Raw genomic sequence first — 19149 nt, forward strand, 5'->3', positions numbered from 1 at the left:
CTCGTTACGAAGGTTCTCGGCTGCCGGCGCAGGGCGCGCGGACGCCGCAGTACAGGCGCCGCATCCACGCCGCCACTGTCGGCCGACAACAAGATCAGCAAGAGGAGCGACACGTTGGTCAACTGTTGGCGAGGGATGGAGGTTAATGTCCGCTGGTATGCGGATCACCAACCGCACCTGGGAGCAGGCGCGGGTACACGCCTCCCGTGCGGCAGAATCGACTCGTGGCCCCCGACGATGTGTTGCCTGCGGCGCTTGCCGAGGTGCTGTGCCGCCACTGCCTCGGCTACGGGCAACCCTCCGACGCCGAGACGGCCCGCAGGATCCTACTGAGCCTCCAGACGCAGGGTAATGACGTCGACATACTGACGGCGGCCGTCGGCGGCGTCTATGCCGCATATCGGCCCGATGCTGACCTGACCACTGCGCTCGCCCGAGAGGCGGTCGCCTCCGCCCGCGCGCTGTTGCGGGCCCGCATCCTTCCCGCAGAGGTGCTGCTCGCCGCCGTTTCGCTTGCGCTGCTCGTCGAACGGAGGACAAGTGATCGGCCGGGACCGGATCTTGTTGCTGTCGCGATCTCGGCACAGCGGATCGACCAGGACCGGCTGGGTCGGTGGGCTGCGGAGCGAGCCATTTCCCGCCGCGCCGAACTTACCCCGTCGCAGGAGGCGGCAGCCAGACTGACACTCGCGCTGTTCACGCAGGATCGCGCAGATGTGCTCGCTGCCTACGCAATAACCGATCGTCTACCACCCGACGATCCCAGGGCCCGGCAGGCCGAGCAACTGCGACCGACCCTTCATCCGGACGCCAACCGGACCATGTCAATAGTGGGCGAAGCGGTCCGCGCCGGTGATCGCCAGAGCGCGGCGGCGGCGCTGGCGAATGAGTTCGCCGACGTACACCGTGACACCGGCGACACCCTCATCGGTGGTCTGCAAGCCGCTGTAGCCGCGATGTCGGGTCCCGACGTGGACGTAGACGGCGCCCGGCGGGGGCTCACGATAGCGCTCGCCGAACTGCGAGGTCGGCAACGCTACGGCCAAGTACCCCCGGTGGCCAGAGCCGGCATAGACGTGGTCGCCGATCTGTTGAAGACCGACGCGACGCCTGCTTCCGTGAACGTTCTCGCTGAGCTCATGGAGGCGTTGGCCGACGCCGGACTATCCGAGGTGGCGCTGGGGGCGCAGGACGGCGACCTGCCGGCCGTCACGCAGGCCAGACTTGCTGCGGCGGCGCAGACGCACCCCGTTTGGCCCGACCTGCCTTCCTGCATTCGCGGGCTGGGTGGCCGCCATGTCCTGATCATGCGCCGCCAACGCATGTTCGCGGCGCGACACGGCGCTGTGCTGAGTTTCTTCATCGAGCCACCTGATGCCGGCGCGGTCAAGTCGACCATACTCAACGCGCGGCACACCGCGCTGCTCAATGCCGTCGCACGTGGCGAACCGGTGGCCATGTCGGCCGTGACAGCCGCTGACGTAGACGAGTTGGTGAACGCACTCCTGCCTACGGCGCTGCTCGACCGACTAGCCAGCGATGGTCTCGAGTCTGTGCTGATCGTTCCGGACGGCGCACTGTGGTCGGTCCCCTGGCAGGCGGCATCGATGTTTCGAGACACCGTGGTGAGCATGGCGCCTTCGCTGTCGGTCTATGCCCGACTGCCAGCGTTCGACGGCGTCGTACGCAGCGTAACGGCCCTGGTCGAACCCCACATGACGGAGGCCGATGTAGTACGGGACGCGCTGAACGCGGCAGCCCACTCGGGTCAAATCGAGGTGCGCGACCAGTTGGGCATCGAATTAACCACGCCGAGCGATCTATTACTGGTGTTCGCACACGGCGGTGGCAAGGGTCTGAACTTCCGCACCGGTCACGGCATCGGATCGCTGTCGGCGCTGCAACTAGCGAAAGCCGTCCGGGGGCGTGCCGCGCTGGTGGCGTCGTGCCGGTCGCTGGACGCGCCTCCGGTGTCGTTTCCGATCAATCTGCCCGCTGCCATGATGATCAGCGGGGTTTCCGCGGTCGTCGGCGGGCTGTGGCCGCTACCGACGATATCAACGGCCGCCGTGGTTGCCGAGGTGGTAACGGCACTTGCGGCCGGCGAGCGACTCGCGACCGCCGTCGCCAAGGCGCGCACAGCAGCGCCCGACGGCTTACAGCACCGGTGGGGCCTCGCAATGCATGGACGGGTGTGATAGTCCATGGCGAGCATTCGAGACGACCGCTTGAAGCATGAAGGGGTCATGGGCGACCGCCGTCGTGCTCAGGCTTGCGGGCTTAGGGCGCCCGCACAGCGGCCGCTCCGGGCCGACAGGCATGCCGCGGCTCGATTCCTGCATCCACCGCGGGTGGCACGGCTACCTAGCCAAGACGGATAACCGCACAGGCGTGCGATATGTCAGCCTGACGACGAGGCGATCGCCGAAGTGTTCGGCCTGCTCGACGACGCCGACGCGGTGGTGCACGGCCAGCCAGGATGCGCCAGGTTCGGGCAGGCGGCTCACCAACCGCCTCCAAGCCGCCACGAGTCTATGCGGAAAATCGAAGCAGCCACGAACGGTAAGCATCCGGCCGGCTGTTGCAGATCTGTAACGTGCCCCCGGCAGGATTCGAACCTGCGACACACGGTTTAGGAAACCGATGCTCTATCCCCTGAGCTACGGGGGCGCGAGTGGTCAGTGTAACGACCTGGGGGTTCACCTGGGGTGGCAGGGAGTCGCCCACGTTCACCCACGTTTCCCGGATCCCCGTTCTCCCAGCCCAGGACCACACCCTGAGCGCACGAACCCCGGGTTGCGACCAGCGATCGGCCGCGGTGACCCGCGTTTGACACCGGTTCACCCGGTTGGCATTCGCTAAAGAGCACACACCGCGCACATCATCGAAGATCATGTGGGGCTGACCGCTCCCCCGGCTGGGCGCCGCCTCCCACGGGGGGGGTCCGGCCAGGTCGCCATCAGCCGCGCGGTGGCTGGTCGTCGTTGTCGCGTGTCAGGTCCGCCGGGGCGAGGAAGACGACGTCGTCAGGGCGCCCACCGACGAAGTCTCGCATCGCCGCGCGTGCGCCCTCGTATGCGTCGTTGGTCAACCGGGACGGACAGCCGTAGCGGCATTCCCGGCCGTCGACCAGGGGCACTGTGGTCGCGGCGCCGATCAGGGTCAGGCCAGCTGAACCGCTCGCCGCCAACCTGGGTGCTTGCGGGCCCGGCACAGGACGATCGCCGAATAGCCGTGCGACAGCTCCTGGGCGACCTGCCGCACCTCGATCGATCCGTCCAGCGGCCCGAATTCGGGCCGCAGCACTGCCCGGAGGTCGTTTTCGTCGACATCCGCCCCGGGAAAGGTGCGTCCCCCGACGGTGTAGCCGCGGCATCGGCGCAGGGCCGCGGTGACGAAGAGACCTCCGGGCCGGACCAGGTCGGTGATGTGGCGCATGAAGAGCTGCCAGACCGCCCGGTCCTCGGTGGCGGAGTCCGCGCAGTAGGCGCTCACCACCGTCGCGTAGCGGCGGTCCACCGGGTGGGGCTGCCGGCCGTCCACACGGATCAGCGCAGTGATCTTGTTCCTGGTGAGATCCTCGCGGGTCGCCACGTCCTCGTCGGTCGGGCAGCGGACCCCCTCGCACCGCAGGGTGTAACGGACGAACGGTCGCCAGTCGTGGGCGTCGGGATCCCGGTCTATCCACCGCTGGATCTCGCCGAGGTTCGCCGGGAGGTAGTCGCCCAGATGGATCTCCGATGCCACCTCGGCGGCCGCGAACACGTGGTGCAGGGTGGGGCCCACCCCGAAGAACAACACGGGTTGACCGCGGTCCGCGTGGCGCATCGCCTCGACGAGGAACGCGATGGTGGCGATCTCGTCCGGTTCGATCGTGCGGTAGTAGTCGGCGAGGTAGTCGGCTGGTACCCAGTCCGTGTCGAATGACGCGTACCGGCGGCGACGCCGCAGCACGGCTCGGGTGAGACGGGCGAGGCCGTACTCGTACAGGGCGGCGCCGAGGTTCGCGCCGCCGAGGAACACGAGTGCCTCGTTGGAGGTGATCGAGTCGCTGAAGGCGGCCACCCCGAACGCGCCCGCGTAGTAGGGCACCTCCTTGGCGACCTCCGTACCTGCGTACCCGAGGGCCGCCGCCAGGCGCGGTGCACGGCCGCCGCTCGTCCTGCGCCGGAGCAGGTCGTACGCCGCTTTGGACAGCACGTTGGTGCTGGTGTCCGTCGTCGCCAGGAGCGTCCCGTTGGCCCGCACACCGGCACGAAGGCCGAACCCCCAGAGCACGTAGCTGGCGACCAGGAACGCCACCGCCTCCCGGTGGTCGAGGCCACTGAGCAGGCCGGACGCCACCAGGCACCCGCCGGTCGCCACCACGCTCACCTCGAGGGCGTAGGCCGATGCGGCGGTGGCGGCGAGGCTGACGACCCAGTTCCAGAACTTGCGGCGGGTCGCCGGTCGACCCACCTGCGCCGCACCGACCGCGTTCATACCGGTGCCGCCGCTCTGGCCGCTCGTCGGCCCGGATCCCAGGCCGTCGATTGGAACACCGCGACCACCAGCGCGCATACCGGCTGCCCGGTACAGCGAGCTCCCGCGACCTCGATGCCACGCGTCGGGAAACGAACGCCGCGGTTGCGGCACAGCGCGTCCAGGGAGGCGGTCACCAGCCCCCGCAGGCTCGCCTCGTCCTCGGCGTCGTGTTCCACCAGGAGCCCGCGTCCGCACGCGTCCTGCACCCACCCGAGACCGGCCCAGGCCTGTGCATCCGGCACCGCCGTCCGCGCCTGGGCCACCACGCAGTACAGCCGGTCACCCCAACCACCCGGTGTACGGCCGATCCGGTCGACCTGCTCGACGAGGCTGGCCGGTGGCAGCACCGAGCTGAGGTAGATCAGGTTCCGGTCGGCCACACCGGCCGCCACCAGCGCGGCGTCGAAGGCAGCGAGCGTTGTGGGGCCGTGACCGACGGCCCCGGCCACCAGGATGTTCATCGCGGCCCGCCGTCCGCTGTCCGTGCCTCTTCCGATCCGGCCCGTTCGGCCTCGACCAGCACCCGGCGCGAGAGCTTGCCGGATGGCGCCCGCGGCACCGACGGGGTGAACCGGACCGCGCGGAGCCGCTTGTAGGGGGCGACCCGCTCAGCCACATAGGTCAGAAGCTCGTCCGCCGTCGCCGGTCCCCGCAGAACCACGTACGCGACCGGCACTTCACCGGCGTCCGGGTCGGGCCGTGGCACCACGGCCACGTCGGCGACCGCCGGGTGGGCGAGGAGCAGGTGCTCCAACTCGGCCGGCGCGACCTGGTACCCCTCGTACTTGATCAGTTCTTTGAGCCGGTCGACCACGTACAGGTAGCCGTCGTCGTCGAAGTAGCAGAGGTCCCCGGTGTGCAGCCACCCGTCGACGTCGACGGTGGCTGCCGTGGCCTCCGTGCGGTGGTGGTAGCCCTGCATGACCTGCGGGCCGCGGATCCACAGTTCGCCGGCGCGCCCGGCACCGAGGTCGGCGCCGCTGTCCGGGTCGACGACGCGCGCCTCCGTGTTCGGCACGAGACGACCGACCGACCCGCGCCGCGGCTGGTCGAGTGGACCGACGGCCACCATGGCGGTGGCCTCCGTCATGCCGAGCCCTTGACTGACCACACAGCCGAGCCGCTCGGCGCACCGGTGTTCCACGTCGGCGCCGAGAGGTGCCGCACCCACGCCGAGGCTCCGCAGCGAGGACAGGTCGTACTCGTCCACCAGTGGATGATGGGCCAGCGCCATGGCCATCGGCGGTGACACGATCGCGACCGTCACCCGGTGTTCCTGTATCGCCTGAAGGAAAGCCTCGAAGTCGAGGCGGGCCAGGGTGACCACTGTGGCGCCGGCCGCCAGACTGCACGGCAGCACGACGTTGAACCCCATGACGTGGAAGAACGGCGCCGCGGCGAGCACCACGTCGTCCTCACGGAAACCCATCACCGCCTGGCTCTGGCGGACGTTCGTCACCAGGCTCGCGTGGGTCAGTTCCACTCCCTTGGGCAGGCCGGTGGTGCCACTCGAGTACGGCAGGGCAGCAAGCCCACTGTCGGTGTCGCTCGCCACCTCCGCTGGCGGGTGATGGTGGGCGATCAGTTCGCGGAACGACGTCACGCCCTCCGCGTCCCCGAGGACCAGTACCTCGTCGAGGCCGGCGCGCTCGGCTGCGGCCACCGCGCGGTCCAGGAACGGCGGCACGGTGACCAGCAGTCGCGACCCGGCGTCGGCGAGCTGGCCGCTCAGCTCCTCGACGGTGAGCATCGGGTTGGCGCCGGTCACGACGCCACCGGCCGCCATCGTTCCGTAGGCCGCCAGGGCGTACTCCGGCAGGTTGGGGCTATAGAGAGCCAGCACGTCACCCGGCGCGAACCCTCGGGCGACCAGGCCGGCAGCGACCCGCTCCACCCCGGTGGCGAGTTGCCGGTAGCTGATCGTGCGGCCGGTCGCGCCGTCGATCAGGGCCGGCTTGTCGCCGAGGCGGCCGGCGTGCCGCAGTACGAGCGATGGCACGGTGGTCCCGCCGACCTGGACGTCGGGCAGGTCGCTGCGGGACGGGTGGACGACTGCCATGGTGACTCCTTCACCGTCGGCACCGGCACCAGCTCGCCGCTGGTGAGCCGGGTTCTGACACTCATGACCCGACCGTAGGGAGCTGCCGTGTGCGGACCGTTTCCCGACCGTTTTCGCAGCGTGGGAAGCGGTAAAGTTCCTTCCGGACGGCGGTGGTGGCGATGCGGAACCAACAGTTGCGTGTCCGGGTGCTCGGCGGCGCCGAGCTGACGGTCGATGGGCGTCCCCTGGTGGAGCTGGCCTCCGCCAAGGCGACCGCGCTCCTGGTCTATCTGGCGGTCACCGGCACCGCACACCCACGCTCGGCGCTGGCCGGTCTGCTCTGGAGCGACCTCCCGGAGGCGACCGCCCGGGCCAACCTGCGGCTGGTGCTGAGCAAGCTGCGCCGGGCCGTCCCGGAGCAGGTGGCGGCGAGCAGGCAGACCATAGGGCTGGCCGACAGCAGCCGGGTGTGGGTCGATGTCGCGGAGGTGAGCCGGGTCGCTGCCTCCCACGGGGAGGATGACGAGCTGCTGGCGGCCGTCCCGCTCTGCCGAGGCGACTTTCTCGAGGGCTTCGGCGTCCCGGGAGCACCGCTCTTCGATGACTGGCTGACCGAGCGGCGTGCCGCTGTTCGCGCAGACATGCTCGCGCTCATGGACCGTGCCGTACGGCGGGCCCGAGACCGGCGGGATGCTGCCGGCGGGATCGAGGTGACCCGCCGCCTGCTACAGCTGGAGCGGCTCCACGAGGAGGCGCACCGGGCGTTGATGTGGTTCCTGGCCGTGGGCGGTCAGCGTAGCGCCGCACTCGCCCAGTTCGAGACCTGCCGCTATCTCCTTCGGGAGGAGCTGGGCATCGAACCGGCGGCGGACACGCTCGCGCTGCGTGACGAGATCGCCACCACCGGCGAGTTCACCGCGCTTGGTGTCGATCCGCTCCCGGCGGCCGGGCGGGAGGACCCGTCCCCAACGACCGGGTCGCCATCGAACGATCTGCCTCGCCCGCTCACCGCGCTGATCGGTCGGGAGAGGGAGCTGACGCGCCTGCACGAGCTCCTCGACGATCCCACCTGCCGGCTCGTGACGCTCGTGGGCCCCGGCGGGATCGGCAAGACCCGGCTGGCGGTGGAGGTCGCCACGTATCGGCGGGGGCGTCGTCGTGACGGGACGGTGTTCGTGTCCTTCGTCGGCACCGGACCGGCCCGGCCGGCGGAGGCCGGCGATCTGGTCGTCGCCGGTCTCGCCCGCGCGCTCGAGATCGACCTGGCCGTGCCTCGCGAACCGCTGGACCTGCTCGCCGAGCACGTGGCCGGCCGCGAGCTGCTGCTGGTGCTCGACAATCTGGAGCATCTCCGCGACGCCGCAGGAGTGCTCGCCGAACTGCTGCGGCGAGCACCGGGTGTGCAGCTGCTGGTGACCTCCCGGCGACCGCTGGGGTTGGGTGTGGAGTGGCTGGTCGAGGTGCCCGGCCTGCCTTACCCTTCGCCCGAGGCCGACGCGGACGCCGCCGGCTACGAGGCGGTGCAGCTCTTCCAGGAGCGGGCCCGGCTGCTGCGTCCCAGCCTTGCCGCCGTCGACGACGCCGAGGGGGCCGGGCGGGTGTGCCGGCTGGTCGGCGGTGTGCCGCTGGCCATTGAGCTGGCTGCCCGCTGGGTACGCTCCGCCGGTCCGACCGCCATCGCCGATCGTCTCGCCGACGGGCTGGAACTGCTGGAGACCAGCGCACCCGACGTGGAGCCGCGACACCGCAGCATCCGCGCCGTGATCGACTGGTCGTGGCAGCTGCTGACCGCCGAGGAACGCCGGACCCTGGGTCGGTTGTCGGTGCTGCGCCGCAGCTTCGACCTCGATTCCGCCGAGGCCGTGGCCGGCGCCGGACTGCCGATGCTGGCCGGCCTCGTCGACCAGTCGCTGATCGCGGTCGGCGAGGACGGGCGGTACGAGATGCACGAGCTGCTCCGGCAGTACGCCGCCGAGAGCCTCGCCGCGGACCCCGCGGAGGAGGCGCGGACGCGATGGCGTCACGCCGAGCACCACATCGCGCTGCTGCCCCTGGAGGGCGAGGCCCGCGCCGACGGCGGGCCTCGTCTGGAGATGGAGCAGGAGAACCTGCGTGCCGCCACCGACTGGCTCATCCTCGACGCCGACCCGACCACCCTCGACGCCCACCTGGTCCGGCTGTGGGCGGCGTACCAGCGCCTGGGCTGGTTCCGGGAGGCCCAGGCCTTCTTCCGCGCGGCGCTGAACCGTGACGTCACGACCCTCCAGCGGGCCCGCTGGCACCGCATGCTCGGCGAGACGCACCAGCAGCTCGGGGAGGCGGACGCCGCGCGGTACCACCTGGAGCGGGCACTGGACCTCCTGGGCGGCCGCGTCCCGGTGTCGACGACGGGTCGGATCGGGATGCTCGCGTCACAGGTGGCGCGCCGGGCGCTTCACGGCCTGCGGCCGGGCGGTGTCGTCGACCGCCGTGCGGACCGGCGCGAGGCGGCCCGCGAACGCGCTGCCGCCTGCTTCGCCATCGCCGAGGTCTACTGGGTGCTCGACGAGCACGTTCCGATCCTCGCGGCCTCGATCTCGTCGCTGAACTCCGCCGAACGCGCCGGGGACCTCGATCTGATCGTGCGGGCGCAGGCCGGTCTCGGGATGATCGTCGGCACCGTGGGGTTGCACCGGCTCGCGGGCCGCCACCTTCGCGCCGCGAACAGCGCCGTGGAGCGCACCGACGACCCGCTCACCGCCTGCTGGGTCGGCATCGTGGGCGGGCTGCACTGGACCGGGGTCGGCGACTGGGCGGCCGTCGAGCACGGCGCGGACCGGGTCCTGAAACTCCGGCGCCGGACACCGATGCACCGGTGGGCCGACGAGGTGCTTCTGATCAGCGCGGGCAGCCGGTACCTCACCGCCCGCTACGCGCAGGCGGCGGCAGAGGCCACGGAGGCGTTGGCCGCCGGCCGCGATCGCCGCGATCCCGTCGTCCACCTCTGGGCTCTGCTCGTCCTGATCGAGACGGCCCTGCGCACCGACCCCGACGACCCGGCGCTGGCGGGCTGGTCCGAAGAGGCCGCACAGCTTCTGCCGGCGGCGGCCCGGATCGACGCCGCCCGTCTGCACGTCGCCGCCGCTCGCCGGCACCTCGCCGCCGGGCAGCCGTCGCGCGCCTGGCAGGCGGTCCGCACCGCCGACCACCTGATCGGCGCACATCCGTCGTTCGAGCAGTACGCGTTGGAGGCGCACGCCGGAATTGCAGAGGTCTGTCTGGCGCTGCGCGAGCTGACGGACCCGCATCGCACTTCGGAGCGCGGGGCGGGCGAACCGAGCCCAGCCGAGCTGCGCGACAGCACCCGAATCGCCCTACGCCGGTTGCGCCGCTACGCCCGCACGTTTCCCATGGCCCGCCCGAGAGCGCTCATTTGCCTGGGCTGGTACCGATGGCTCGACGGCCGGGCCGAGCCCGCCCGGCGGGCGTGGGTCCAGGCGGCCCGCGAAGCCGAACGCCGTCACATGCCCTACGAGCTGGCGCGCGCCCATGACGAACTCGGCAGACATCTCGCCGCGGGGCAGCGGTCCGCCCTCGGGCTCGACACGACCGAGCACCTCGATCGAGCGATCGCCGGATTCGGCGTCGCCGGATGCCGAGCAGATATGCGTCGGGTTCAGGCGCTCGCCAGCCTGACCGTCTCGTAGCTGCTCCGCAGCGGGACGTTGGTCACCCCGCAGAACGCTGCGCAGGTGATCTTGCGCGCCTCGGTGATGGCCACCGGGCGGCGAGGGCCGCATGCGGAGTGGTTCTCGAGGTCGCTGAGGTCGAAGAGCGGGTGAGGTCTTCAGCGAGATTTCAGGGTCGGCGTTCCATGCTCGCGTCAGTGTCCTCGACGAAGGGAAGAGTTGTGTCCGTTGCCACTGACCGGCTGGTGGGTACGCGCGGGTGGTTGACGAAAGTCCCGGCGATCACCGCGACGTTCTGGGTCATCAAGGTGTTGTCGACGACGATCGGGGAGACGTTCGCGGATTACCTGGCCGTGAACGTCGGGCTGGGTCCCGCCGTCACCGACGCGGTCATGATCGTTGCGCTGGTCGGCGCGCTCGTCATCCAGTTCCGGACCCGCGCGTACACGCCGTGGATCTACTGGTTGTGTGTGGTGTTGGTGAGCATCGTCGGTACGCAGTTGACCGACTTGTTCACCGACACGCTGGGCGTCAGCTTGTATGTCAGTACCGCTGTTTTCGCGGTGGTCCTCGCGGTCGTGTTCGCCGTCTGGTATCGGCAGGAACGTACTCTCGCGATCACCTCCATCGACACCCCGCGCCGCGAGGCGTTCTACTGGGGTGCGATCCTCACCACGTTCGCGCTCGGCACCGCCGCTGGTGACCTCGCCACCGAGGCACTCAGCCTGGGATTCCGCAACGGGGTGCTGATTTTCGGGGGCCTGATCGCGGCGACGTGGCTGGCCTACCGGCTGGGCGCCGGGCAGGTGCTGACGTTCTGGATCGCGTACGTGCTCACCCGCCCGCTCGGCGCCTCGCTCGGTGACCTGCTGACGCAGGACAAGGATTTCGGCGGTCTGGGGCTGGGTGCGAGCGTGACCAGTCTGCTGTTCTTCGGCACGATCGTGGTCCTCGTCATCCGTGAACAGGTTCTGGTCAATCGTCATGGGGTGGCGGTAAAGGGCGCGGGGCCGCTGGGCGGCTACCGGCAGGACTACCTGTGGGCCGGCGTGGCCGTCGTAGCTGTCGCGTTGGCCGGGTTCGTGCTGCGGCCGGCCGCGGACACGACACCGACCGCCGCGCCTGCGCCCATCACGACCGCACAGCCCGGTAGCCCGGCCGGTGCCCCCAGGGCCCTCCCGCAGCAGGCTCATCCGACCACGAAGCTGGGCAACCTGGGCAAGTTCGCGGTGATCGTCACCGACGTCAAGGAGAGGGTCGCCCAGAACGACCTGGTGGGCGGGAAGACCCGGGCGAAGGATCTCGAGGTCGCCTGGGACGACGCCGAGGCGGGCCTGAAGCCGCGCGATTCGGCACGGTGGCACGAACTCGACGACCAGATCGATGCGGTCCTGACGGCCCTGCGGGCGTCGAGTCCGGTGCGGGGCGACTGCGCCTCGGCGGTGGACACCCTGCTGGCGACCTTGAATCAGTTCGACGGCGTCAGCTGACCGCCTCGCGCGGACGGAGCCGCCCCCGGGCCATCACCTCGATGGTGAGGACCGTGGCGGTGGCTTCGACGGCGAGGAGGCCGACGAGGACGAACAGTTGGGTGATGCCCGCGGTCAGCGGGCTGGCGCCGCCGAGGAGGACGCCGACGAAGGCGCCAGGGAGGGTGACCAGGCCGACGGTGCGGGTCTGGTCGAGGGCCGGGATGAGTGCCTGGCTGGCGGCGGGGCGGCAGACGAGCAGCCGGGCGTCGCGGGGAAGCAGGCCCAGCGCGAGTGCCGCTTCGACCTCGCCGCGCCGGGCGCGCAGGTCGTCGTTGAAGCGCCGCCCGGCGAGGCTGGTGGCGGTCATCGCGCCGCCGGTCAGGATGCCGGCGATCGGGATGATCGCGATGCCGCGCAGGGGCACCAGCCCGGCGAGCAGCAGGGCGGCGACGACGGTCAGGCTGGCGGTGGCGATCGGGACAACCGCCCACCAGCCGTACGGTCCACCGGTGATCCGCCGGCCCGACGTGCTGGCGGCGACCGCGCACATGAGCAGCACAAAGGCACCGGTGGCCCACAGCGAGCCGACGATCGCGGTGATCACCAGTGACACAGCGGCCAGTTGCAGCGCGGCGCGGACGGCGGCGACGACGATCTGTCGGCCGTGCCCGAGCCGTCCGACGGTGGCGATGGCAGCCGCGGCAGCGGTCAGCAGCACCAGCGCGACGGCGAGTCTCGGCCCGAGCACCAGCATCGTCGAGGTCATTCGGTCAGTGTCGCCTCAGCGGTCGTTCAGTCCGCACGGGAGGCGTTTCCGGACACCGTCGCCTCGGTGGCCGGGGTTGCCGAGCGGCGGCGGGAGCGCAGGAACTGGATGCCGATCGGCACGACGGAGACCAGCACGATGGCGATCAGAATGAACTCGATGTTCGATTTGACGAAGCTGATCTGCCCGAGGAAGTAGCCGAGCACGGTGACGCCGGTTCCCCACAGCAGGCCGCCGAGGACGTTGTAGGTGACGAAGGTGCGGTAGTGCATCCGGCTGACCCCGGCGATGACAGGGGTGAAGGTCCGGACGACCGGCACGAAGCGGGCCAGCACGATCGAGCGGGCGCCGTGGCGGGCGAAGAAGGCGTTGGCCCGGTGCACGTTCTCCTGCTTGAACAGCCGGGAGTTGGGCCGCCGGAACAGGCTCGGGCCGACGCGCTTGCCGAACAGGTAGCCGACCTGGTCACCGGCGATGGCGGCGACGACGACGAGCAGGCAGACCAGCCAGAGCGGCTGGTGCAGGTAGCGGCTGTCGGCGACGAGCAGCCCGGCGGTGAACAGCAGCGAGTCGCCGGGCAGGAACAGCCCGATCAGCACCCCGGACTCGGCGAAGATGATCGCGAGGATCCCGATCAGCCCGAAGGTGGAGATCAGCCATTCCGGGTCGATGAAGCTGGGGCCCGCGGCGAGTAGCGCCTGAGGCGTGGACATGGCATGACCTCCGGAACGAGGGGGCGAGGGCTGGTGCTCAGGCGGTGGTGTCGAGGCGGCGGCTGGTACGGCGCTCGTAGGCGCGACCGACGACGCCGATGGTGGCGACAGCTGCGGCGGCGATGAGCGCGCCGGCGAGGATGTCCCCGGGGTAGTGCACGCCGGTCCAGACTCGGGCGAAGCCGATGATGGTGGCGAGCACGCTCAGCGCTACCCCCCATCGACGGGACAGAAACGCCCCGACGGCGAATGCCACCGCGAACGCCGCGGTGGCGTGGTCACTGGGTAGCGACGCTCCGGCGGCGTGCGGGATCAGCTGGTGCACGGTGTGGGTCTGGAAGGGCCGCACCTCGGTGCTGAGCGCGGCGACGGCCTGCCCGACGGCAAAGGCCAGCCCGAGGGACGCGACGACGCGCATCAGGGCGGCACGCCCGTGTCGCAGGTGAGCCAGGACAGGTACGGCCGCGGTGGCGACGAGGACGTAGATCAGCCACGCCGCCGACCATTCGAAGACGTCGTCGACGAGGTCGCTGCGGCCGGCTGCGCCGTTGACGATCTGGAACAGGTGGTAGTTCATGAATCTCCCTGGAACTGGTGGTCCGCCCCCCACGGGCCGCCTGGCGTCCAGCTTCACAACCGCCACCTGAGAGGAGCCTGAAACGGACCAGGCCCGACTTCACCCCTGGTCGACGTCACCGTTTCGAGGCAGGAGGATTTCGACGGTCATTCCCGGACCCGGCTTCACCCGCACCCGTCCACCGTGCGCCGCGACGACCTGGCGGGTGATGGCGAGGCCGAGGCCGGTGCCACCTTCCGGGCGGGTGCGGCTGTCGTCGAGACGGACGAACCGGTCGAAGATGCGCTCCCGGTCGGCGTCGGGGACACCGGGTCCGTCGTCGGTAACCTCGACGCATCCCCACCCGTCGCGCACCGACACGCGCAGGGTCACCTGGGTACGGGCGTGACGGGCGGCGTTGTCGGCCAGATTCCGCAACGCCCGACCCAGATCGTGGGCGTCTCCGGTCACCCGTACCGGGGCGAGGTCGACCCGGACGGTGAGGTCCGGGTGCTGCCCGGCGAGCCGCTCCCGCTCGTTGTAGACGAGATCGTCGAGGTCGACGTCGTCCCGGCGCCCGGGGGCGCCCCGCTCGTCGATGCGCGCGAGCAGCAGCAGGTCCGCGACGAGATCGCCGAGCCGGCTGGTCTCGCGGCGCAGCAGCTCGACCAGGTCGCGGTGCCCCTGGGGTACGGGTGCCAGCGTCAGGCGGTCGAGGCCAGCGCGCAGGGTGGCCAGGGGGCTGCGCAGCTCGTGGCTGGCGTCGGCGACGAACCGGCGCTGGCTCGCCGCGGCGGTCTCCAGGCGCTCGAGCATCCGGTTCATCGTCTCGGCCAGCGCCGCGACCTCATCTCGGGCGGCCGGCACCGGCACCCGGGCGTGCAGGTCACGGGCAGTGATGCCGGCGACCCGCCGGCGGATCGCCTCGACCGGACGCAGGGAACGCCCCACGAACCAGAACACCGCCGCGCCGACCACCAGCAGCATGGGCGCCAGCCCAGCGGCCAGGATCCCCGCGACCGCCTCGGTGCTCTCGTTGACCGGCCGCAGCGACTGCGCCACCAGCACCGTGCGGGTGCCGGAGCCGGTGGCCACCCCAACGGCCGCGATCCGGAACGGGTCCTCGTCGGCGAACGGCAGCAGCCGCTGCTCGCGCAGCAGCTGACCGGGCCGGGGCCGCAGCGGGGACAGCGGCGCGGCGTCACCGAGCGCGGCCGAGGCCGCCTCGACCCGCCCCGACGGGTCGAGGACCTGCACCAACGTCTGTTCGCCCGGGCTGGGCTTCAGCGTCTGGGCGAGCGCGTCCTGATCGCCGGCGGCCACCGCCGCGACCACCTCGGCCGCCCGCTGTCGTGCGGCGGCATCCACGTTGCCGGCGAGATCCGCGCGAGCGATGAGGACGAACGCCGCCGCGCCGACAGCGAAGGCTGCCCCCACGACAGCGGCGGCGGCCAGCGCCGACCGCAGCCGTACCCCCAGACGCTGGCGCGTCCATCGGATGACCATCCTCAGCCGCCGTCGGCTGCCAGTCGATAGCCCATGCCCCGCTCGGTCTGGATCGCCCGGCGCCCGAACGGTTGGTCGATCTTGCGGCGGAGGTAGCCGACGTACACCTCGACGATGTTGGGGTCGCCGTCGAAGTGGGCGTCCCAGACGTTGTCGATGATCTGCCGTTTGGACACCACGTCACCGCGGTGCCGCATCAGGAACTCCAGTAGCGCGAACTCCCGCGCGGTGACCCGAACGGCCTGGCCGGCCCGGCTGACCTGTCGCCGGGCCGGGTCCACGGTCAGGTCCCCGGCGGTCAGCACGACCGGCCGGGCGGGCGCGCCCCGGCGCACCAGGGCCCGCAGCCGGGCCACCAGCACCACGAACGAGAACGGCTTGACCAGGTAGTCGTCGGCCCCGAGGTCGAAGGCATCCGCCTGGTCGTACTCCCCGTCCTTCGCGGTCAACATCAACACCGGCGTCCACACACCCTGTGACCGCAGCCGCCGGCACACCTCGTAACCGTTCAGGCCGGGCAGCATGATGTCCAACACAATCACGTCGTACGGGTTCTCGGTGGCCGCCCACAGCCCGTCGGTCCCGGTGTGCTGCACATCCACGGCGAAACCCTCGTCCACCAGGCCGGCGCGCAGCACCTGCGCCAGGGCGGTCTCGTCCTCGACGACCAGCACCCGCACCCCGCCCACCCCCTTCCGAACGTCGACACCCGCACGCACGGTACGTCGCCGAGGGCGGACAGAGCACCGCCGCCGGAATTCGTCACACGCCCTGACAGGTGAGGCGAGCCTTATGGTGAGCTGGTGCTGCTGAGACGTCCTGCCGCCCGCTCCGGTCGTCCGGTGCGTACCGTCGAGGCGTCCGCCGGGTCAGCGGGGCGGCTGTCCGACCTGCCCCCGGGCAGTCGGGCCACGATCGTGGGGCTGGCCGACGGGGCGCCGCCGTGGCGGGCAGCCCGAACACCGGCAAGACGAGCATCTTCAACGCGCTGACCGGTCTGCACGCCAAGACGGGCAACTACCCCGGTGTAACGGTGTCCCGATTCGTCGGCACCCTTGAGGCGGGCGACCGGCGGTACCTGATCGAGGACCTGCCGGGCACCTACAGCCTGGATCCGATCAGCCCGGACGAGCAGATCATGGTCGACGTGCTCGACGGCCGCCGGTACAGCGTTCCGTGGAGGGAGCGGTCCGGCGGGATGTCGGTGACCACGGTGCGTGGGTCGCAACCGTGGCCGATGTAGGCCCATCGGTATCCGATGACGTCGTCCAACCGCGTGACGCGGCCGTTTTGCCAGACCGCGCTCGGGTAAGCGGCGCTGGTCGCCGCACAAGTGAGGACGCGATGTGCGGCGCGGAAGGAGAACCCGTGAACCACGCCGAGCTTCTCGAAGCGGTAGGAAAGCGGGCGGGACTGCCAGCGGCGGAGGCGGCGACTCTCGTCGGAGCCACGCTCACGACATCGGCGGAGCAGATCAGTGGCGGCGCGGCCCGCGACCTGGACACGCAGCTCTCCGAGCCGGGCTACTGCGGAGGTTCGCCGTGACGACGACAGGTCGACGTCCGACCCCGGCCGATCCGACACCGGGATTGACAGCGGACGAGCAGATCCCGAGCCGGACCGTCCACAAGCTGCCGCCAGATCTGGGCTCGGCCGCGATCGGGGTGCTCGACGGGCTCACCTTCATGTTCTCGAACGAGGCGGGCGACGTCCCCCGGAACTCGATCGGTGGGCTGGTGCGGGCCGACACGAGGTTTCTCAGCAGATGGGAGCTCACCGTCAATGGCCAGCCCCTGCTCGTCCTGAGCTCGGGCACCGTCGACCATTACTCGGCGGCGTTCTTCCTGAGCAATCCCGATCTGCCCGGCCTTCCGGCGAACACTCTGGGCATCCGCCGGCGTCGCTTCGTCGGCGAGGGCATGCGCGAATGTATCGAGGTGCGCTGCTTGGCCCGGGAGCCGGTGTCGGTCCAGCTCCGCCTGGCGGTCGGAAACGACTTCGCGGACATCCTGGAGATCAAGGAGGAGATACGGGACCGGTCGGCGCAGATCACCCGCGCGCACGCCCAGGACGGCTCGCGGCTGGACTTCTCGTACCGCAACGAATCGTTCGAGGCCAGGACGGTGGTCGAGGCGAACCCCCCGGCCACCAGGGTAGAGGGCGATGACCTGGTCTGGGATCTCCACCTCGATCCGGGCCGCGGGTGGGAATGCGAGCTGTATGTGCCGTTGCATTACGGGCCCAACTACGTGCTGCCCACCCACCGGGAGTTCGGCGAGATCCTCGGCGGCGACGCGGACGACCCCGTCTCCCGGTGGCGGGCGGTGCTGCCGCGCCTGCAGACGGACTCCGCGACGCTCGGCAATGCCTTCGAGAAGTCGGTGCGGGATTTGATCGCGTTGCGGATCGAGGTGCGTCCACGGGACAAGCCGCTCGTGCTGCCCGCCGCCGGGCTGCCCTGGTTCCTCGGCATCTTCGGCCGGGACACGTTGATCACCGCCTATCAGACGGTGAGCTACGCGCCGCATCTGGCGCACGGAGCACTCATCAAGCTGGCGCTGCACCAAGGGCTCAAGATCGACGACTTCAGCGACGAGGAACCGGGCAAAATTCTGCACGAGGTCCGCACCGGCGAGCTGACCAAGCTCGGCCTCAAGCCGTACGACCCGTACTACGGGACCGCTGACGCCACCCAGCTGTGGCTGATCCTGCTGTCGGAGTACTGGCGCTTCACCGGCGACAATGAACTCGTCCGCGAGGTGCGCGACAACGTGCACGCGGCACTGCGGTGGATCGACGAGTACGGCGACAGTGACCACGACGGATATGTCGAGTACGCCACCCGGTCGTCGCAAGGGTTGGGCAATCAGTGCTGGCGTGACTCGTGGGACGGCATCCAGTTCGCCGACGGATCGATCCCGGTGCTGCCGATCGCGACCTGCGAGATCCAGGGCTACACCTACGACGCGAAGCTGCGCGTGGCAGAGCTGGCCGACGGCCCGCTCGACGACCCCGGGCTGGCCCAGCGGTTACGAGCCGAGGCTGAACAGCTGTGCCAGCGCTTCAACCGGGACTTCTGGATCGACGAGCGGGGCGGCTACTACGCGGTCGGGCTGGACGGGGACAAGCGTCGGATCGACTCGATGACCTCGAACATGGGCCAGCTGCTGTGGAGCGGCATAGTGCCGCCCGACCGAGCCGCCGTCGTGGCGCGCCAGCTGATGTCGGATCACCTCTTCTCCGGCTGGGGCGTGCGCACCACCTCGACCCAGGACCGTGGCTACAGCCCGATCGGCTACCACATGGGCACCGTGTGGCCGCACGACAATTCCCTGATCGCTCACGGGCTTGCCCAGTACGGCTATCGGCAGGAAGCAAACCGGATCATTCTGGCGATGTTGAAGGCGGCCGAGAGCTCTGAGTTCCGCCTACCAGAGGCGCTCTCCGGGTATGACCGGTCGTTCAGCCGGCTACCCGTCCTGTACCCGACCGCCTGCAACCCCCAGGCTTGGGCGAGTGGAGCACCACTACTCTTCCTGCGCACCATGCTCGGCCTCGAGGCCAAAGATGGTCAGCTCATTTTCGACCCGCAGATTCCCGAGGAGATCGGGCGGGTCCGGCTGACCGGCCTGAACGCCTTCGGCAAGAGCTGGGACGTGGAGGCGATCGACGACAACTCCTACGTCCGCCTGGCCGCCCGCTAGCGTCCTGAGCCGCTAATTCGGCCGCAGTGACCCGAGAAGCGGCCCGACCGCCGACCACACCAGGCGGGGCAACCAGCGAGAATTCGTCTTGACGACCGCGTCGCCGAGCAGGGTCCGGCCGAACAGATTGACTCTGTTCGACCGGACCGTGGGTCAACTGCCCGTGCTCGTGAGACCCGGGCTGCGGCGACGAGCGGGA

General features: G+C 70.4%; 14 protein-coding genes, 1 tRNA gene and 1 pseudogene. 6 read left to right on the forward strand and 10 right to left on the reverse strand.

What is annotated here, in order from left to right; all coding sequences use genetic code 11:
* Positions 1 to 224 precede the first annotated feature (224 nt).
* On the forward strand, positions 225 to 2198 hold the full coding sequence (locus tag ABZU52_RS07240; protein WP_354970189.1) for a CHAT domain-containing protein: 1974 nt from the start codon (positions 225 to 227) through the stop codon (positions 2196 to 2198).
* Between the two features lie 399 nt (positions 2199 to 2597).
* On the opposite strand, the gene ABZU52_RS07245 is transcribed toward ABZU52_RS07240, so the two are convergent.
* The 5 genes from ABZU52_RS07245 to ABZU52_RS07265 form a co-directional block, all read right to left on the reverse strand.
* A tRNA-Arg gene (locus tag ABZU52_RS07245) sits at positions 2598 to 2670 on the reverse strand.
* Positions 2671 to 2959: 289 nt separating this feature from the next.
* Complete coding sequence (locus ABZU52_RS07250) at positions 2960 to 3190, reverse strand: hypothetical protein (RefSeq protein ID WP_354970190.1); 231 nt, start codon at positions 3188 to 3190, stop codon at positions 2960 to 2962.
* A complete protein-coding gene (gene gntF / locus ABZU52_RS07255; protein WP_354970191.1) occupies positions 3163 to 4482 on the reverse strand; it encodes a guanitoxin biosynthesis pre-guanitoxin forming N-methyltransferase GntF in 1320 nt (439 codons plus the stop codon). Before gntF ends, ABZU52_RS07250 begins: the two co-directional genes overlap by 28 nt.
* A complete protein-coding gene (locus ABZU52_RS07260; RefSeq protein ID WP_354970192.1) occupies positions 4479 to 4985 on the reverse strand; it encodes a pyruvoyl-dependent arginine decarboxylase in 507 nt (168 codons plus the stop codon). Before ABZU52_RS07260 ends, gntF begins: the two co-directional genes overlap by 4 nt.
* Positions 4982 to 6583: an AMP-binding protein gene (locus tag ABZU52_RS07265; protein WP_354970193.1), complete on the reverse strand. Its 1602-nt coding sequence runs from the start codon at positions 6581 to 6583 to the stop codon at positions 4982 to 4984. The genes ABZU52_RS07260 and ABZU52_RS07265 overlap by 4 nt, the downstream gene beginning before the upstream one ends.
* 161 nt (positions 6584 to 6744) lie before the next feature.
* Here ABZU52_RS07265 and ABZU52_RS07270 point away from each other — a divergent pair, with 161 nt between their 5' ends.
* On the forward strand, positions 6745 to 10251 hold the full coding sequence (locus ABZU52_RS07270) for a BTAD domain-containing putative transcriptional regulator (protein WP_354970194.1): 3507 nt from the start codon (positions 6745 to 6747) through the stop codon (positions 10249 to 10251).
* 98 nt (positions 10252 to 10349) lie between these two features.
* On the forward strand, positions 10350 to 11723 hold the full coding sequence (locus ABZU52_RS07275; RefSeq protein WP_354970195.1) for a hypothetical protein: 1374 nt from the start codon (positions 10350 to 10352) through the stop codon (positions 11721 to 11723).
* Here ABZU52_RS07275 and ABZU52_RS07280 read toward each other — a convergent pair.
* The 5 genes from ABZU52_RS07280 to ABZU52_RS07300 form a co-directional block, all read right to left on the reverse strand.
* Complete coding sequence (locus ABZU52_RS07280; protein WP_354970196.1) at positions 11716 to 12471, reverse strand: ABC transporter permease; 756 nt, start codon at positions 12469 to 12471, stop codon at positions 11716 to 11718. The two genes, ABZU52_RS07275 and ABZU52_RS07280, sit on opposite strands and share 8 nt — an antisense overlap.
* Positions 12472 to 12497: 26 nt before the next feature.
* Positions 12498 to 13184, reverse strand: a complete 687-nt coding sequence (locus tag ABZU52_RS07285) for a VTT domain-containing protein (RefSeq protein ID WP_354970197.1) — start codon at positions 13182 to 13184, stop codon at positions 12498 to 12500.
* 37 nt (positions 13185 to 13221) lie between these two features.
* The gene (locus tag ABZU52_RS07290; protein ID WP_354970198.1) at positions 13222 to 13761 is read right to left on the reverse strand and encodes a phosphatase PAP2 family protein; all 540 of its coding nucleotides are present in this window, start codon (positions 13759 to 13761) and stop codon (positions 13222 to 13224) included.
* A gap of 99 nt (positions 13762 to 13860) precedes the next feature.
* Positions 13861 to 15246 (reverse strand): HAMP domain-containing sensor histidine kinase, encoded by a 1386-nt coding sequence (locus tag ABZU52_RS07295; protein WP_354970199.1) that lies wholly within the window; start codon positions 15244 to 15246, stop codon positions 13861 to 13863.
* Between the two features lie 2 nt (positions 15247 to 15248).
* Positions 15249 to 15926, reverse strand: a complete 678-nt coding sequence (locus tag ABZU52_RS07300; protein ID WP_354970200.1) for a response regulator transcription factor — start codon at positions 15924 to 15926, stop codon at positions 15249 to 15251.
* Positions 15927 to 16189: 263 nt separating this feature from the next.
* Here ABZU52_RS07300 and ABZU52_RS07305 point away from each other — a divergent pair.
* The 3 genes and pseudogenes from ABZU52_RS07305 to ABZU52_RS07315 all read left to right on the forward strand — a co-directional run.
* Positions 16190 to 16405 (forward strand): annotated as a pseudogene (locus tag ABZU52_RS07305) (FeoB small GTPase domain-containing protein); the annotation flags it as partial.
* 209 nt (positions 16406 to 16614) lie between these two features.
* On the forward strand, positions 16615 to 16791 hold the full coding sequence (locus ABZU52_RS07310) for a hypothetical protein (protein WP_354970201.1): 177 nt from the start codon (positions 16615 to 16617) through the stop codon (positions 16789 to 16791).
* Complete coding sequence (locus ABZU52_RS07315; RefSeq protein ID WP_354970202.1) at positions 16788 to 18950, forward strand: glycogen debranching N-terminal domain-containing protein; 2163 nt, start codon at positions 16788 to 16790, stop codon at positions 18948 to 18950. Before ABZU52_RS07310 ends, ABZU52_RS07315 begins: the two co-directional genes overlap by 4 nt.
* The last annotated feature ends 199 nt before the right edge of the window (positions 18951 to 19149 follow it).

Origin of the sequence: Micromonospora sp. NPDC005220 (assembly GCF_040607895.1) — a bacterium.
Taxonomy (GTDB): domain Bacteria; phylum Actinomycetota; class Actinomycetes; order Mycobacteriales; family Micromonosporaceae; genus Micromonospora.

Coding starts and splice junctions, on each gene's coding strand:
- ABZU52_RS07270 (WP_354970194.1), top strand. CDS start 6,745: ATGCGGAACCAACAGTTGCGTGTCCGGGTGCTCGGCGGCGCCGAGCTG.
- ABZU52_RS07295 (WP_354970199.1), bottom strand. CDS start 15,246: ATGGTCATCCGATGGACGCGCCAGCGTCTGGGGGTACGGCTGCGGTCG.
- ABZU52_RS07265 (WP_354970193.1), bottom strand. CDS start 6,583: ATGGCAGTCGTCCACCCGTCCCGCAGCGACCTGCCCGACGTCCAGGTC.
- ABZU52_RS07290 (WP_354970198.1), bottom strand. CDS start 13,761: ATGAACTACCACCTGTTCCAGATCGTCAACGGCGCAGCCGGCCGCAGC.
- ABZU52_RS07280 (WP_354970196.1), bottom strand. CDS start 12,471: ATGACCTCGACGATGCTGGTGCTCGGGCCGAGACTCGCCGTCGCGCTG.
- ABZU52_RS07260 (WP_354970192.1), bottom strand. CDS start 4,985: ATGAACATCCTGGTGGCCGGGGCCGTCGGTCACGGCCCCACAACGCTC.
- ABZU52_RS07285 (WP_354970197.1), bottom strand. CDS start 13,184: ATGTCCACGCCTCAGGCGCTACTCGCCGCGGGCCCCAGCTTCATCGAC.
- gntF (WP_354970191.1), bottom strand. CDS start 4,482: ATGAACGCGGTCGGTGCGGCGCAGGTGGGTCGACCGGCGACCCGCCGC.